The organism is Christiangramia gaetbulicola (assembly GCF_003054225.1).
In the GTDB taxonomy this organism is placed as follows: domain Bacteria; phylum Bacteroidota; class Bacteroidia; order Flavobacteriales; family Flavobacteriaceae; genus Christiangramia; species Christiangramia gaetbulicola.
Window position 1 is genome coordinate 734,065 of record NZ_QBKQ01000003.1, and the last position, 17,379, is coordinate 751,443.

The following is a 17,379-nucleotide window of genomic DNA, read 5'->3' on the forward strand; positions in this document are numbered from 1 at the left end:
TCTTAAATATTTAATATGAAAACAATTAAAAGTTATTTGGCCTTTTTTGCCATGTTTCTGTTACTATTTTCTTCCTGTACCAAGGATGAAACTGTTCAGGGAAATGGTGAAATATCCAATGATGTAGCAAGCCTATATCTTGGGCCAGTTTTACAGGATTTATCAAATCAAAACAGACAACAGGAACAGGATATTCCTGAATGCTCAACCGATGATCCGGCTTATGCTCAGATCACATTGACTTATGGAGAGTCTAATACAGAGGTTTCCGTAGTCGTTGAGATCTTACAGGATGATCAGGGACTTTTTACTGCATACGATGATGAGCTAGAAATTCCAATCCCTTCAGGAGAAACAAGCGTTTCTGTAACACTTACAGATTTTGTTGTTTGGAATGAGGTAGATGGTGCGCCTGGAATGCCTATTTGGGTAGCTCCTAAAGAAGGAAGTGAATACGCGAAATTCGTATCAGATCCACTCTCTAATACTTTTAGTTTAAGAGCAGGATCAAAGAATTATGTGAATGTAGACGTAATATGTTTTGATGACAGAGATGTAAACCTTTACGGATACCTATTCTTTGATATTAATCCGGTTCCACTTTCTGAATTATGCATTTTCGCAAACTATTGTATAACTCCGGGTGGTCGTGACTATGTTGCGAATTACAGCCTGGACCTATATGCATACTCTGGTGATGAAGAAGAAGGTGATCCTATTACAGATGCAGGTCTTTATACTGCGTTATATAGCGATAAAATGCCAATGACCGGTCTGGATGGTGAAACATTCTATGCAGATCCACTTTGTGTAGCAATTCCAAAAGGAGATGATGATAATGGTGATGTTCCTTATTTATACTGGGAAGTTACTCTGGAAGACTGGGATGATTATTATGGAGAAGCACCAAACCTTACCCTTTCAGGATATCTTACCTGGAATGAGGTTAAGGCTTACCTGGACAAAGATGGAAATGATTCTACGGTAGATTATATCCACCTGTTCTTCAATTGTGGAGGAGATCCTTGTGAAGAAGGACCAGATACAGATGGAGACGGTGTAAATGATGTTTGTGATAACTGTCCTCTAGCAGAAAATGCAGATCAGGCAGATTCAGATGGTGATGGAGTAGGAGATGCGTGTGATGAATGTGTTGATGAATTCGGATCACCAGACTTCTTTGGTTGCCCAGATGATCCATGTATTCAGGGACCAGACACTGACGGAGATGGTATCAATGATGTTTGTGATGTTTGTGAAGATGGAGATGATACTATAGATACAGACGGAGATGGTGTGCCAGATGCTTGTGACAATTGTCCTCAAGTTGCTAACCCAGACCAGGAAGATACAGATGGAGATGGAGTAGGTGATGCCTGTGACGAATGTGTTGATGAATTTGGTAACCCAGATAATTTCGGTTGTCCAGATGATCCTTGCGTTGGAGAAGACTCAGATGGAGATGGCGTTGCTGATATTTGTGATGTTTGTGAAGATGGAGATGACAATGTAGATGAGGATGGTAATGGAATTCCAGATGATTGTGAAGATCCTGATGGTGAGGGAGCATGTGAAACTGCTTTTATGTTCGGAGATACTCCAATCAACTCTTTTAGTAATGTAAACAGATGGGGTTGGGCTGAATTTTTCGATGACGATGATGGTAACCCTCAAACCTTTAAAATTTGGGCAGGTGCTGGACAAAATGATACTTCTAAAGGTACTCATGTTGGTGATGCAACCATAACCTTAAATGGTGATGGTGATGTAGAACTGGACATAGATATCTTCAGTGGCTATTCATTTGACGAGCTTCATGTAAACCTTTCTGAAGCTCAACCTTCAGGTAACGTTGCTAAGGCTCCAGGACAATACAACAGAAATGGAGAAGTAAGTGCAGATGTAACAGAATACACTTTTGATTTCAACAATTCAGATGGTGATTTCTGGATCATAGTACACGCCGTTACTTGTGGTATAGATGATTAATTAAATATAATAACCGGCTGCTAAGCCAGCCGGTTTAAACTTTTATATCCTCTTGAAAAGAGATATATGAACCATTCTAAATATTAACTAAAACTTTTTACAATGAAAAAATTTAAATTTTATTTGGCGCTAGTCGCCGTGTGCTCTTTACTTCTAACTTCTTGTAGTAAAGACGAGGTCGCACCTCAGGATTCAATTGGAGATAATGTTGCAAGCCTAAGCCTTGGGCCAGTATTGCAATCTATGGATTTAAACAGACAACAGATTACTCCAGATGATACTCCGGAGTGTTCAGACCTGCCACCTGCCTTTGCTCAAATAAGGATAGTATATGGAGATGATGATACAGAGGTAGTTACAATCGTGAGAATTCTTTCTGATGATCAGGGACTGTTTACAGAATATAGTGATGATCTTGAAATCCCAATCCCAAGTGGAGAAACTTCAGTATCTGTAACCTTAACAGACTTCGTAGTATGGAGTGACGATGGTGGAGCTCCTGGAGAAGTAATCTGGGTTGCACCTAAAGATGGTAGCGAATACGATATGTTCGTGGATGATCCTTTAGAAAATACTTTCTCTCTTAGAGCAGGATCTAAAAATTACGTGAACGTAGATGTTATTTGTTTTGATGATCGTGAAGTAAATCTTTATGGATATCAATTCTTCGACATTACACCAGTTCCACTTTATGAGTTCTGTATTTTCGCTAACTACTGTAGCGATGCCGGAAGACACTATACTGCTAACTATACATTCTCTTTATATGAGTATGATGGTAACAGAGAAGATGGAAAAGGAGATATGATTTATTCAAATCTTACTCCTACTACTGGAAATGATGATGGAACTTACTGGGCAGATCCACTTTGTGTAGCTGTACCTGGACCAGGTGACTTAGATTCAGATGTACCTTATTTGGTATTTGAAGCTACTGTAACCGACTGGCCTGGATACTACATTGCAGAAGGAGATGAGATGGTAATTACTACTCTTCTTACCTGGGATGTTATAGAATCTCTATTGGATAGAGATGGTGATGACGAAACCACCAATTACTGGCATATCTTCTTCAATTGTGATGAAGAAGATGGTCCAAGTGGTTTTGTTCCCGCTGTTCCTCTATAGTAATAGTCATAAGATCTAACCCGGAAATCCCGGGTTAGATTCTTTTCTAAGACTATTTACCAATTAATCCAAAACCAAAAATTATGAGATTATTACAAAAATATATGGCATTTTTTGCCCTCATTGCTTTGTTAGTTACCTCTTGTTCTAAAGATGAAACAGCAACAGTTAATAGAGATGTGGCAGATAATGCAGCGAGTATTTATTTTGGGCCTGTTCTGGCAGATCTTGGAAGTCAGTTTAATCGACAACAAGAACAGGACATTCCGGAATGTTCTACAGACGATCCGGCATACGCCCAGATCACACTAACCTATGGGGAAGCTAATACCGAAGTTTCGGTAGTAGTAGAAATTTTACAAGATGACCAGGGGCTTTTCACTGCATATGATGATGAACTGGAAATCCCAATCCCTTCAGGAGAAACTACGGTATCTGTTACTTTAACCGATTTTGTGGTTTGGAATGATGTAGATGGAGCACCAGGTATGCCTATTTGGGTAGCACCAAAAGAAGGTAGTGAATACGCTCAGTTCGTTTCAGATCCACTTTCAAATACATTTTCTTTAAGAGCAGGATCAAAGAATTATGTCAATGTAGATGTGATTTGTTTTGATGACCGCGATGTTAATCTTTACGGATATCAATTCTTCGATATTAATCCTGTTCCTTTATATGAATTCTGTGTATTTGCAAACTATTGTACAGATGCGGGAAGACATTATACTGCAGATTATACGTTTGCATTATATGAATATGATGGAAACAGAGAAGATGGAAAAGGAGATATGATCTATAGCAGTTTAAGTCCTGAAACAGGAATGGATGATGGCACTTATTGGGCAGACCCACTTTGTGTTACTATTCCAGGACCTGGTGACTTAGCTTCAGATGTACCTTACCTTGTATTCGAAGCAACATTATCAGACTGGCCAGGTTACTATACTGCAGAAGATGATGATGAATCTGTAATTACAAAAACCATTTCCTGGGATATGATCCAAATGCTGTTTGACGAGGATGGAAATGATGAAACTACAGAATACTATCATATTTTCTTTAACTGCGCAGATGATGATGGCCCTGTGGAATGTGATCTTAACGATCCTGACGCAGACTGCGATAATGACGGAATCCCTAATGGTGAAGATAATTGTCCACAAGTTTCAAATCAAGATCAGGCAGATTTAGATGGTGATGATATTGGAGACGTGTGTGATGAAGATCGGGATGGAGATGGAATCGATAATGATTCTGATCCTTGCCCAGATGATCCAAACGATGACTGTGTAGATGACTGTGCAGATCGTGGTGGAGATTCAGACAGCGATGGTGTTTGTGACGATGATGATAATTGTCCTAATACTGCAAATCCAGATCAGGCAGATCTAGATGGTGACAATATTGGAGATGCATGTGATGAAGACCGGGATGGAGATGGAGTCGATAATGGCTCAGATCCATGTCCAGATGATCCTAATGACAATTGTGTTGACGAATGTGCAAACAGTGGAGGTGATACCGATGGGGATGGTATTTGTGATGACGATGACAACTGTCCTAGTGTTGCTAACGCAGATCAGGCCGATTTTGATCAAGACGGAATTGGAGATGTTTGTGATCCAGATATAGATAATGATGGAGTTCCTAATGATCAGGACGATTGTGATTTCGAAGTTCCCGTTGTTGATGAGGATGGTGATGGTTGCGAAGATGAAGCGGGAAGTGATTGCGAGTGGACCATATCTGAACCTGGAGCCAATTGCTTTAGAGCTACATTAAATGGCGAAGGAGACTCATTTTTGGAAATTACTCTTGATACAGGTGTTCCTTTATTAGAGGAGGGTGAGATTGTGGCTGCAGGTACCTTTGGAATTACTTTGACCGGTAATGGTCTTGAGTATAACTTCGATACAGGTACTGCTACTGTTCCTCAATATAATATTCAGGTAACAGATTCATCTGGTGGAGTTATCTCTTGTTCAGACCAAGATGATGATAATAATGTAGTAGAAGGATCCTTCACATATCCTATCTATGTGAGAGTTGCGGCCAATATTTGTGAGCCCAACTAAATTTAAAAAATTAACCCGACTGAATTATTTGACCGGGGGGTGACTAATTTTGCGGGTTAAATACTCATTCCATTGTGGAATGTGTGGAGCTGTCCGGATCTTTCCGGACAGCTTTTTTTATTTGATTAAAAAATAGCTGGGAAATATCGAAAAAGTTTTATGTTTAAATCTGTCAGTTAGTGATTTGCGTTCTTTTAAATCTGATAAAACTGCTTCAAGTATTATAAAATATACGGGTTCCAGCAGTTCTTTTAATTTCAAAATCAGGCAATGCTCAATAACCCAAATCTTGAGTTAAGTCATAAGATTATGAAATATGTAAGAAATTGATTGTTAAAATTTTAACTCAATGTTTAGTTAAAATTTTTGGAACAGACTTTGTAAATCACTGACCGAATCAGAAAAACTAAAACAATTTTAATACAAAAAACAAAAGACCTACTTATGAGAAAATTGAAATTATTCTTCTGGCTACCTGTTCTATCAATAATGGCATGTAGCGATGACCCTATATCGGAAGAAGTTCAAGTTGAAAGCGAAAACCAAATCGAAAGCTCAAATGCAAAAGATCCCCTTGTAGAAATAGCATATCCAGATTCTAAAGGTGCAGTTACAGATATCTATTATACCGGTATGAAAATGCCTGTCGAAAATATTGATGGCAAGTATATTTATCAAGGTGATATTATTATTCCCAGAGGGAAGGCCTCAAAAAGTCCAGTAAAACTGGTATATGAAAAAGGTGAAAAGGCTCCTGAAAATAAAAGTGTTGGGCGAACCTCTGCTTACTGGACAGATAACACGGTATATTATGAAATTGATGGTAGTTTACCGGACAAAGATCGAGTTTATGACGCGATAAGTCATTGGGAAGCGAATACAAACCTGGAATTCGTAAAACGTTCCGGACAGTCAAATTATATTTATTTCACTCCAGGTTCAGGTTGTTCTTCTTACGTTGGAATGGTTGGTGGAAAGCAGAATATAACCTTGGCCTCAGCTTGTTCTACAGGTAACACGATCCATGAAATTGGTCACGCCGTTGGTCTATGGCACGAACAAAGTCGTGCAGATAGAGACAATCATGTAACAATTCACTGGAATAACATTCAGAGTGGTAGAGAGTACAATTTTGAAACTTATGTGGAAGCTGGTTATGACGGAAAAGATTTCACTACAAGTCTTGATTTTGGTTCTATTATGATGTATAGTCCTTACTCTTTCTCTAGCAACGGAGAGCCTACAATTACTAGAAAAGATGGTTCACTTTATAGCGCTCAAAGAAGTTCATTATCTAATGGAGATATCCAAGGAGCAAACTCAATGTATTCAGCTAATGGTGGTGGAACTGGTGGTGAGTACATTAACGGTGAATATTACACTATAGAAGGGCTTAGAGTTCTTAGAAACTGGGATAGATGGTACTATTACTCTTCCAGAGGTTGGAGAGAAGTTGAACTGAGAAGTGGAACTTGGTACTACGTATTTGAATAACATTTATGAAAAGGCTCGATATTTATTTATCGAGCCTTTTTTATGTGTAAATAAAATGTTAATACCACAGTAGTTGTGGAATATATACACAGTTAAAATTTTAACAATGCTGATTTAGGTTTTTTCGCTTAACCGATGAAATACCTTTATTATCGATAAATGAATAGCTTTAATTTGCAGTGATAATTAGCCCCGATCTATTTACATCTGCCATGTTCAACTTTAAAACTTACTTATGAAAAATGTAAAGTACCTTTTAGCAATTCCATTATTAGGTCTGCTGGCCTGTAGTGAAGATGAAGTTTCAGGATCTATTGATTCTGAAAATGAATCTCAATCCTTTTTTAAAGATGATTTCACTGAAGTTGCATTTCCAGGTGAGGAAGGTGTAGTTTCAGATATTTACTTTGCCGGTAAAAAACTTGCCGTAGAAGAACTTAATGGAAAATACGTATACCAGGGAGATATTTTTCTGTCTGAAAATAACATTTCCAAAAGTCCGGTAGATTTAGTTCTGGAAGCAGATGCTGATATTAATTCTGTAAATAAAAGTGTTGGCCGCACAAAATTCTTCTGGCCAGACAATACTGTTATTTATGACATCGATCCAGCATTGCCGAATCAACAAAGGGTAACAGATGCCATTAACCACTGGGAATCTAATACCGCGGTAAAATTCGTTAAGAGAACTTCAGAATCCAACTATGTGTATTTCACTCCAGGTGGTGGATGTTCATCCTACGTAGGTATGGTTGGAGGAAGACAACCAATCACTCTGGCAGACGGATGTTCCACAGGGAATACTATTCACGAAATTGGTCACGCTGTTGGTTTATGGCATGAGCAAAGCCGTGCAGATCGTGATGTAACCATTACCGTTCTATTTGAAAATATTATGTCTGGAAGAGAACATAATTTCTATACCTATGAACAAGCTGGCTGGGATGGAGCGGAATATACTGCTGGCCTTGATCTTGGATCTATAATGCTTTATAGTTCATATTCTTTTTCAGCAAATGGTTTGCCTACCATCACTAAAAAGGACGGTTCAACTTATTCCGCACAAAGATCCGGGCTATCTTCTGGAGATATTGAAGGTATTGGAGTAATTTATCCTGGAGCAGTAACAGAACCCACTCCAACAGAGCCAGAGCCGGAGCCAGAACCAACCGAGCCGGAACCAACTAATCCTGAACCAGAATATGTTAATGGTGAATGGTATGTAATTGAAGGTGTGATGGTTCTAAGGAAGGATGATACCTGGTGGGTAGAAAAAGGAAAAAACCTTAAAGAAGTAGAATTAATTGATGGTAGATGGAGATTTGTAAAATAACAGATTTCATCTAATCCAATAAACTTAAAGACCGGCAAGTGCCGGTCTTTTTATTTCGTATTTAATTCATTCAGTTTTTCTTCTGAAAACAGAATGATGTCCTCAAAAAAGTTTTCGAATTCAGCTTTAAATTCAGGATAATATTTTTTCAATTCTCTGGTGCCTTCGTTCATGTTAGATTTTCTTCCCGTTCTTCTATTCATTCCTGAAAGAACTTTTTCTATTCCATCTATACTCGCATAACTCAATAGCCAGTTGTCATTGATCATATAAGGCAGAAAATTTTTAACCCTTCCCGGTAACACTTCAAAATTCTCGTTTAGTAATTTGTAAAAATCTAGAGTGTATTTTTCTAAGGGCACTTCAGAATAATTTTCCCAATTAGCAGCCAGAAAATGATCGTAAAAAATGTCTACTATAATACCGCTATAATGGCTGTAATTTGAAAACAGTCTCTGTGTACTTTGTCTGAAAACAGGATGTGTATCTGTGTAGTAATCGATAGCCCTGTGCAGAACAATCCCTTTCTGCAGATCTTCAGGATATTTTAGGTATTTTTTTCCTTTTATAGAGTCTGCCATAAAATTTCCGATCCTAATTTGATCATTATCACCAGAGAGATAAATATGTGCCAGAAAATTCATTTTGGGAAGATACAAATTAAACTTTTGGAGGGTTAATTTTTGTTAAGTTTTGGAGAGTAGGAGGCTAGCCATGTATATTTGTGAAATCTTGAAATCCCTACATTTTACAGATCAAAACATTGTATAAATATTAAATAGACGAATGACGTTAATAAAATCTATTTCCGGAATAAGAGGAACAATTGGAGGAAAAACAGGAGAGAATTTAACTCCCGTAGATACTGTAAAGTTTGCTGCGGCATATGGTACCTGGCTTAAAGAACATTCAGATAAGAAAAAACTGAAGGTGGTAGTTGGTAGGGATGCCAGAATTTCTGGAAAAATGATACAGGAAATTACTATGAATACGCTTTCAGGTCTTGGGATCGATGTTATAGATCTTGGATTGTCTACCACTCCAACGGTAGAGGTGGCGGTTCCTTTGGAAAAGGCAGATGGGGGAATAATCTTAACGGCAAGTCATAATCCTAAACAATGGAATGCCCTTAAACTATTGAACAGTAAAGGTGAATTTTTAGATGGTGCAGCAGGAGCAAGTATTCTGGAGATCGCAGAAAAAGAAGGATTTAATTTTTCTGAAGTAGATGAACTAGGTAAAATTTCAGTAATTGAAGGTTATATTGAAAAACATATTGATGAGGTCTTAAAACTGAAGCTGGTTGATGCAGATAAAGTGGCCAAAGCCAATTTAAAAGTAGCGGTAGATGCAGTGAATTCTACAGGTGGTATTGCGATCCCGGCTTTACTTAAGCGTATGGGAGTTGAAGTGATTGAACTTTATTGTGAGCCAAATGGTCATTTTCCACACAACCCGGAACCTTTAAAAGAGCATTTAACAGATATCTGCGAATTAGTAAAGAAAGAAAAAGCAGATTTTGGGATTGTTGTAGATCCAGATGTAGACAGGCTGGCCTTTATCGATGAAAATGGCGAAATGTTTGGGGAGGAATATACCCTTGTAGCCTGTGCAGATTATGTGCTTTCTAAAACTCCTGGAAATACGGTAAGTAATTTATCGTCTTCGAGAGCGCTACGCGATATTACCGAAAAGCACAATGGGACTTATTCAGCTAGTGCGGTAGGAGAAGTAAACGTAGTACAGCTTATGAAGGATAATGATGCCATCATAGGAGGTGAAGGGAATGGAGGAATTATCTATCCTGAAGCCCATTATGGAAGGGATAGTCTTGTTGGTTCGGCTCTTTTTCTTACCTATTTAGCTGAAAACGGTAAAAAAGTCTCTGAAATTAGAAAGGAATATCCTTCTTATTTCATGAGTAAAAATAAGATCGAATTAACACCGGATCTTGATGTAGATGGAATTTTAAAGTCGGTTGAAAAAAGACATGCTCAGGAGGAAATTTCAACGGTTGATGGAGTGAAGATCGATTTTCCTGAAAATTGGGTTCATCTAAGAAAATCAAATACAGAACCGATCATTAGAATTTATACCGAAGCGAAATCGCAGCAGGAGGCAGATGATCTTGCTCAAAAAATGATTAAGGAGATACAGGATATAATTTCCTAATCTATAATTTCAGCATTTTTAGGAATGGGCTCATTGCGATGTTTCCATCGTTTATGGGTCCATAAATAATATTCCGGTTTCTTATAGATCTGTTCTTCCAGATATTCAATAAACTTTTTAGTAATCGCATGCTCAGGTTCAGCCGGAGCATTTTCTGTAATCGGCTTAAGGGTTGCTTCGTAATATCCACGGCCAACTTTCTCAACATGTAGATAAACTACCGCCATATCCAGTTTTCGGGCAAGTCTGTCTGAACCTTCAAATACGGGAACTCTTATCCCCATAAAGTGCAGCCAATGTTTGGCCCGACTAAGTTTAGGTGACTGGTCGGCGATCATGGCATAATTTCCAAGAATTCCATTTTCCTGGTTATATCTTATAACTTCCGTCGTTTCACGGGTTGAAATTAAGGTACCCCCAAATCTTCCCCTTATTTTCTTTACCAGAGCATCAAAGCGCTTATTCTTTATTGGCTTGTATACGCCATAGGTCCTATACTTCAGGCCATATAGTTGCAAAGCATTTATCCATTCATAACTGGCATAATGCCCCAGCATTATCACAAGACTCTTATCCAGGCTTTCTAATTTTCGAAGGTATTCCACATTAGTAAAGGTGAAGCGCTTTTCAATTTCCTTTTCAGAGATCGAGATACTTTTGATCATCTCCAGGAACATATCACACATATGACTGTAGAATTCCTTCTGAATTCTCTTTATTTCCTTCTCAGATTTTTCAGGAAAAACCAGCTCCAGGTTTTGGCGTACTGTTTTTCTCCGATATCCAATAATATGATATACAAGAAAAAAGACCGCATCAGAGAACATATAAAATAACCGGAAAGGCAGAATGGAAACAAGCCATAGGATAGGGTAGACCAACCAGAAAACTAATCCTTGCATAAAAAAACTTTCGGCAAATATATGGTATATTTGAAACTAAACTTAAGCAAATATGGGAGAATTAAGCCTTGCAACGCTCGTTGTGATTGCCGTGAACGTTCTGGTTTCATTTAAAGGTTTTAGTGATCAATCTTTTTTCAATAAATACAAATTCAATATTTCAGATATAAAGCAGGGATCTAAATTTCAGATCTTCACTTCTGGATTTTTACACGTAGATACTGGCCATCTATTTGTGAATATGCTGACCCTTTACTTTTTCGCCAATGTACTTATCTACAATTTAGGTGCAATCGCCTTTATTATAATTTACCTGGGAAGCTTGTTACTGGGGAACCTGCTTTCTTATTTTTTTCACAAAGACGACTATAATTATACGGCCGTAGGAGCTAGTGGAGCTGTAATGGGAGTGTTATACTCCGCGATCTTATTACAGCCAGATATGACTCTTGGGTTGTTTTTTGTAATTCCCGTACCGGCCTACGTTTTTGGGATTGGTTACCTGCTATATACCATTTACGGTATGAAGCGTAGAACAGACAATATTGGTCACGACGCACATTTTGGGGGTGCTACCGGCGGTTACCTAATCACGATGCTTTTCGCACCCTGGGTTTTTGAAACACATCTTCTCATGGTCGTGCTTCTGGCGATCCCGATCGTGGTATTATTTTTACTTCAAAGGACCGGCCGAATCTAGTTTGGTATTCTTCTTGGTTAGGTTCAGTGAAACTAAAAACTATTTATATGAAAAAAATGATATTCTTTATCGCTCTCTTTGCTGCTTTGCCATTAGTAGCGCAGCAAAACATGGAAAAACCTGTAGTTAATGTAACGGGGGAGGGCATAGTAAAAGTTGAGCCAGATGAAGTTCTAATAAAATCCAGAATAGAACATGAAGGTGAATCTGCGGCCGAGGTGAAAAAACAGAATGATGCGGTAGTAGATAAGGTTATTAGTTATTTGAAATCACAGGGCTTGGAAGACAAGGATATTCAAACAGATTATATGAATCTTAATAAGCGCTATGATTATAATGATAAAACATACAGCTTTGTAGCAAATCAGGCCATTTCTATTACTCTACATGATATAAAAAGCTATGAGAAGATCATGAAAGGACTTCTTGAAAATGGATTGAACCGAATTGATGGTATCCAGTTTAGATCTTCAGAATTGGAGAAATATGAGAAGGAAGCCAGAAAATTAGCGGTTCTAGATGCTCAAAGCAGGGCTAATGAACTGGCGGAACCACTGGGACAGGAAATTGGAAAAGCCTTATCTATTAGTGAAATGGATTACAATAGTTTTCAACCAGTTTATAGAATGGATGCAGCTGTAGAGATGAGTGCTGCAAAAGGAGGTGAACAATCTATTGCCCCCGGAGAGCTGGAGATCAAGATCAAAGTAAATATTGGATTTGAACTGAAATAAAAAAAGCGCCAAACGGCGCTTTTTTTATTAAATACGATCATCAAAATTACTGAAGTAATTCCCCGATCTTATTAGAAAGAGCTTCGCCTCGAAGGTTTTTTGCAACAATAACTCCGTTCTCATCAAGAATAAATGTAGCCGGGATCGCGCTTACCCTGTATTTCTTAGCTATAGGTTCGTTCCAGAACTTAAGGTTTGACACATGTTGCCATTGCTCCAGGTTATCTTCCTCAATCGCTTGTAACCATCTATCTTTCTGGCCAGGTCTGTCCAGGGAAACACTAATGATATTCAATCCCTGGTCCTTGTATTTGTTGTAGGTTCTTACCAGGTTTGGATTTTCCACTCTACAAGGCTTACACCATGCTGCCCAGAAATCCACTACCGTTACTTTTCCAAGATTATCTTCTAAAGATAATTCGTCTCCATCTGGAGTAGGAGCAGTGAAAGAAGGTGCTTTACTACCAACTTCTGCGGCCATATTATTCTCAAGAGTTTCTTCCAGGGTTTTAGCTAAAGGAGTTTCTTTTAATCTATCTGAAACTTCTGTATACATATCTCTAACTTCTGGAGAAGAATGAGATCTCATATTTAGCATATCCATCAATAACATGACTGAAACATAAGAGTCTTTGTTACGATTGAAAAGTTCTTCCTTGTAATTCTTGGAGTTATCTCTTAACTCAGCCTGTGCTTCTCTTAAGCTGTTTAGTTTTTCTCCGTCTTTATCTCTTGCAGCCTGGCGCATTTCCTGTTGCATCTCCATCATTTTGTCATTTAATTCCTGTAAATGATCAAGATATTCGGCCAGAGCCTTATTCTCCTTACCGCCGGTTACTACGGTATTTCTAATGGTATCTTTATTTATATCGAATTTGATCTCCTGATTCTCCGTGATAAATACGATGTTCCCGTTAATCCCTTCGATTCGAAGAAAACTAATACCAGGTTGCTCCTGGTCTTCCAGGTCAATCTCGAATTTTCCATTTTTTATAGTCGCGGTATCCACTGGCTTAAGACTGTTAGTTGATTCATCCCTTTCAGAGATATAAACCTTTTTACCGTCTTCAACTCCATCGATAGTCCCGCTCAGGTAGTAGCCTTTATCTTCCTGGCACCCCGTTAAAATCAATGCGAAACCAAAAATTAATAATGCTATTTTTCTCATTTTGTTATATTATTTTTCACAAAAATAAAGAACTAAGGTATCATAGTAGTTCATATTTTATAAATTATTGTTAATTCTGTTGCAGTAGTCTTTCCGGGGCTTCCGTAACTTTTAATTTTACCTTAAATTATCAGGTTATGACGCAGCAATTAAAAGAATTTCCTTTAGAGATACAGATCAGCTTTCATAAGGTGATCGAGCAATATCAGGAGGAAGTTAAAGAGATCGAAAGCAGTATATCCAAAAATTATATGGAGGATATGCTTGAGTATATCGCAGACTATCCTGAACTTTCAGAGGGTTTTCAAGATCTGGATCTCCTTGAAAAATATAAGGAGCCTATTAAAATTTTGCTGGACGACCTGTTCCCGAGCATTCTAACCAATAATGAGATCAAGGCTGCTTCAGTGCCTTTCCATGATATTCTTTTCAATAAATCAAAAAGGCTAACCCAGATCTTAAAGAAGGCGGGTGATGATTTTCATCTTTCTTTCAGAAATACAGATGATGAACTTATTTATCTATATGCCTGTATCCAGATCTTAAAGCATTGTTATGGCTATACCATGGATATTTCCAGGCCGCTTTATTACGATATTCCAGATGAAAATGGGATCCGCAGGCATTACAGGGTAGCAATGAATGCTGATTTTGTTGAGATCATCAAAAAAGATTCTGCACCAGAGATTACCCAGAAAGATGTGGATCAGTTGCTGCAAAATGTAGATGACCTTAAGTTATGGAAAGAAAAGATACCTCCAAATAGTTATGTTTTTAAAGGGTTTACCATTGTAAACCTAACAGATGTTACTATCGATGATGCGATCTCTGAGCTAAAAACAACTTTGTTATTCGAGGAGGTAAATGAGACGGAGGAGCTACAGAAACTTCAGGAAATCTTCAGGTCTATTTATAAGATTCCAGATCTGCGTGTAGGTTTCACGGTATTTAATCGTAGGGATATGGTTTTTGAGAGGATGGATGCCAATGAAGCTACAAGTTTTATCCTGGATCAGAAATTAGTGAACGACTGTGAAACTGGAATATGCGAGCGAGGATTTCAAAAGCTGATTGATGAAAATGCCTATTTCACTATATCCAATGTAGATGATTACATAAAGGAGAACAGGAATTTACTTGCCAAGAATCTTAAGAAGAACAATGTAAAAAGCTGTCTTTTAGCCCCGATTGCCAAAAATGGCAAATTGCTCGGAGTTCTGGAATTGGTTTCTCAAAGAAAGAATGAACTCAATAGTATCAATGCGATCAAACTTGATGACATATTACCTTATATAGTCACAACGGTAGAAAGAAACAGGAATGATTTTGAAAATAGGGTAAAGGCTGTTATACAGAGTGAATGTACTTCGATACATCCAAGTGTACTATGGGTTTTTGAAAAAGAGGCTAAAAAATTTATCAGGGATCTGGAAAAGGACGGTCTAGCTTCTTTTAAAGATATCACCTTTAAGGATGTGTTCCCTTTATATGGACAGATAGACATCGTGGCATCTTCTGAAGCTCGTAATAATGCCATTAAGAAGGATCTTCTGGATCAATTAGATATCATTCTCGATATTATTGAAAAGGCTTATCAAATTGAAGAATTACCAATTTATGACCAGGTTAAATACAGGATCTCAGATTTTAGAGAAGAGTTGCTGGATACACTGAATGCAAGCAGTGAACAAAAGGTGTTCAACCTGTTACAGAAGGAAGTGAATCCTTTAATGAGTCATTTGAAAAAACAGTCAGATGAGATCAAAAACCTTGTAGATGACTATTCCAAAATGCTAAATCCAGAAACCGGTCTGGTGTATAACCACAGAAAAAAATACGATGATACAGTTCAGCAGATAAACCGTACCATGTCTCGCTACATCGATAAAAAACAGGTACAGGCTCAGGAGATCTACCCGCATTATTTTGAAAGGTATAAGACAGACGGGGTAGACCATAATATGTATATAGGTGCTTCCATGGCTAATAAAAGGCCATTCAATAAGGTTTATCTATTTAATCTGAGGTTATGGCAATTGAGCACTATGTGTGAAATGGAAAACCGTTTTTATCAGTTGCAGGAAAGTACTCCAATCAAGCTTGAAGCAGCATCACTGATCCTGGTTTACAATAGCACCATGTCTATTCGGTATAGAATGGATGAAAAGAAATTTGATGTAGATGGAACATATAACGCCAGGTATGAGATCATTAAAAAGCGAATCGACAAGGCTTATGTAAAAGGTACCGAGGAGCGAGTTACCCAAAAAGGTAAAATGACCATCGTTTATTCTCAGGGCAGCGACGAGAGAGAGTATCTTCAGTATATTAAATACCTTCAGGCCAAAAGTTACTTTGGAGACGAAGTTGAATTACTCGAACTTGAGGATGTACAGGGAGTAGTAGGATTAAAAGCTATCCGGGTAAATATTCTATATACTCCAGATAGCGATCATCCTGAAAAAGTCATTAATTATGATGATCTAATGGAAGAATTACATTAGATAAAACGATAGGATGTAAGCCAAGACCGAAATAATTATCCCAGACATAAATACCGTATAAGTCAATCTTAGAAGCAGATACTTTCTATGTAGCACTTTACCCAGCAGGTGTAAGTCCAGTGTAAGCATCTCATAAACATAATCCTTATCCTTTATTAATTCGCCCATCGCCCATTTAAACTGGTCGAATGGCATTTTATGGTAGTTACCGAAAAAGAGCAGATTTACTTCTCTTTTCTTAACCTGTTCCCTGGTAAATTCTCCACTGGTCACATTGGGTCTGGTAGACATAATCGAAAGAATGATTGATGCTACACTAAAAAGGATCAATATCAAAGTAGGAACCAGAAGGTGTTTGTTGGAAGCTGCCTCAAGTTTCGGGATCATATCTGCGATGGCAAGCGAGATGATAATAGCGTTAACCGAAAGAAGAATGTTCGCCTTGGTATCGGCAATATCACTAAGTTTTATATGGTTCCTTAAAGTAGTTCGGTAAAGAGTTTGAATACTCCTTTCGGGATTCTCATTTTTATATTTCGCCTTCATCCGGGCTTTATGCTCCTCTTTCTTAAGCTTCTTTTGCTGCTTGTTCTTACTTTCAATAAGTTCAAGCAGATTTTCATCTTTCTTGGGCTTCCACTTTTCTATGGCGTAGTCTGTATAATACTGGTGTTTTTCAGTAAATACAAGGATATTTTCCTCAAGCCATTCTGCATTGGTGAAATGCTTGATGTTATGAAGTTCTAGCTCCTGTCTCAGAAATTCGCTGGTTTCTTCAAAATATTCTTTTCCAAAGTGAGAAGAGTCGGCATCACGTATGATCTTTTCACCTAAACACTCAGGAATATTAGAGAAATTGGTGGCAAGAATGTATTTCTTAACCTTATCGATCAATTCCTGAGTGGCATTATTGTCTTTCAAAAAAGCCTCTGCGATCTCGGCACTTTTCTTTTCATGACCCTTGTATGTATGGATATAACCGGTGTCATGAAGCCATGCCGCTAGCATTAGCGCCTCTTCCTCTTTAACATTAATTTCAGAATTATCGATTAATTCTTTAGTACTTTTAACCACACGCTGCGTATGCTGGTAGTTATGATATATAAAGGTGTTTGGCAGTTTTTCTTTAAATAATTCTTCAACAAATTTATCAGCTTTCTCTATGAGATTATTCATACAT

13 protein-coding genes are annotated in these 17,379 nt (G+C 37.9%); 9 read left to right on the top strand and 4 right to left on the bottom strand.

The genetic code is table 11. The features are described 5' to 3' along the window. The first annotated feature begins 15 nt into the window (after positions 1-15). From C8P64_RS14840 to C8P64_RS14860, 5 genes are all read left to right on the top strand, one after another. Positions 16-1,989 carry a thrombospondin type 3 repeat-containing protein gene (locus C8P64_RS14840; RefSeq protein ID WP_108172854.1) on the top strand — a complete coding sequence of 658 codons (1,974 nt, stop codon included), beginning with the start codon at positions 16-18 and terminating at the stop codon, positions 1,987-1,989. A 102-nt stretch (positions 1,990-2,091) separates the two neighbouring features. Next, positions 2,092-3,117, top strand: coding sequence for a hypothetical protein (locus C8P64_RS14845; RefSeq protein WP_108172855.1), 1,026 nt, complete (start codon positions 2,092-2,094; stop codon positions 3,115-3,117). An 83-nt stretch (positions 3,118-3,200) separates the two neighbouring features. Further along, on the top strand, positions 3,201-5,192 hold the full coding sequence (locus tag C8P64_RS16765; RefSeq protein ID WP_108172856.1) for a thrombospondin type 3 repeat-containing protein: 1,992 nt from the start codon (positions 3,201-3,203) through the stop codon (positions 5,190-5,192). 444 nt (positions 5,193-5,636) lie between these two features. After that, a complete protein-coding gene (locus tag C8P64_RS14855) occupies positions 5,637-6,686 on the top strand; it encodes a M12 family metallopeptidase (RefSeq protein ID WP_108172857.1) in 1,050 nt (349 codons plus the stop codon). 235 nt (positions 6,687-6,921) lie between these two features. Beyond that, on the top strand, positions 6,922-8,019 hold the full coding sequence (locus C8P64_RS14860) for a M12 family metallopeptidase (protein WP_108172858.1): 1,098 nt from the start codon (positions 6,922-6,924) through the stop codon (positions 8,017-8,019). A 50-nt stretch (positions 8,020-8,069) separates the two neighbouring features. Here the strand turns inward: C8P64_RS14860 and C8P64_RS14865 are convergent, their stop codons facing one another. Beyond that, entirely contained in the window at positions 8,070-8,663 is a 594-nt protein-coding gene (locus C8P64_RS14865) for an acyl carrier protein phosphodiesterase (protein ID WP_108172859.1), read from the bottom strand. 142 nt (positions 8,664-8,805) lie between these two features. On the opposite strand from C8P64_RS14865, the gene glmM reads away from it, so the two are divergent. Beyond that, positions 8,806-10,191, top strand: a complete 1,386-nt coding sequence (glmM, locus tag C8P64_RS14870) for a phosphoglucosamine mutase (protein WP_108172860.1) — start codon at positions 8,806-8,808, stop codon at positions 10,189-10,191. Here glmM and C8P64_RS14875 read toward each other — a convergent pair. Then, positions 10,188-11,093 (bottom strand): lysophospholipid acyltransferase family protein, encoded by a 906-nt coding sequence (locus tag C8P64_RS14875; protein WP_108172861.1) that lies wholly within the window; start codon positions 11,091-11,093, stop codon positions 10,188-10,190. The two genes, glmM and C8P64_RS14875, sit on opposite strands and share 4 nt — an antisense overlap. A 52-nt stretch (positions 11,094-11,145) precedes the next feature. Here C8P64_RS14875 and C8P64_RS14880 point away from each other — a divergent pair, with 52 nt between their 5' ends. Together C8P64_RS14880 and C8P64_RS14885 are read left to right on the top strand one after the other, a co-directional pair. Then, a complete protein-coding gene (locus C8P64_RS14880) occupies positions 11,146-11,793 on the top strand; it encodes a rhomboid family intramembrane serine protease (protein WP_108172862.1) in 648 nt (215 codons plus the stop codon). A gap of 47 nt (positions 11,794-11,840) precedes the next feature. Beyond that, positions 11,841-12,527: an SIMPL domain-containing protein gene (locus C8P64_RS14885; RefSeq protein WP_108172863.1), complete on the top strand. Its 687-nt coding sequence runs from the start codon at positions 11,841-11,843 to the stop codon at positions 12,525-12,527. Between the two features lie 46 nt (positions 12,528-12,573). On the opposite strand, the gene C8P64_RS14890 is transcribed toward C8P64_RS14885, so the two are convergent. Next, complete coding sequence (locus C8P64_RS14890) at positions 12,574-13,695, bottom strand: TlpA disulfide reductase family protein (RefSeq protein WP_108172864.1); 1,122 nt, start codon at positions 13,693-13,695, stop codon at positions 12,574-12,576. A gap of 137 nt (positions 13,696-13,832) precedes the next feature. On the opposite strand from C8P64_RS14890, the gene C8P64_RS14895 reads away from it, so the two are divergent. Next, positions 13,833-16,199 (top strand): GAF domain-containing protein, encoded by a 2,367-nt coding sequence (locus tag C8P64_RS14895; RefSeq protein WP_108172865.1) that lies wholly within the window; start codon positions 13,833-13,835, stop codon positions 16,197-16,199. On the opposite strand, the gene C8P64_RS14900 is transcribed toward C8P64_RS14895, so the two are convergent. Further along, positions 16,191-17,375: a Pycsar system effector family protein gene (locus tag C8P64_RS14900; RefSeq protein ID WP_108172866.1), complete on the bottom strand. Its 1,185-nt coding sequence runs from the start codon at positions 17,373-17,375 to the stop codon at positions 16,191-16,193. The genes C8P64_RS14895 and C8P64_RS14900 overlap by 9 nt on opposite strands. Between the last annotated feature and the right edge of the window lie 4 nt (positions 17,376-17,379).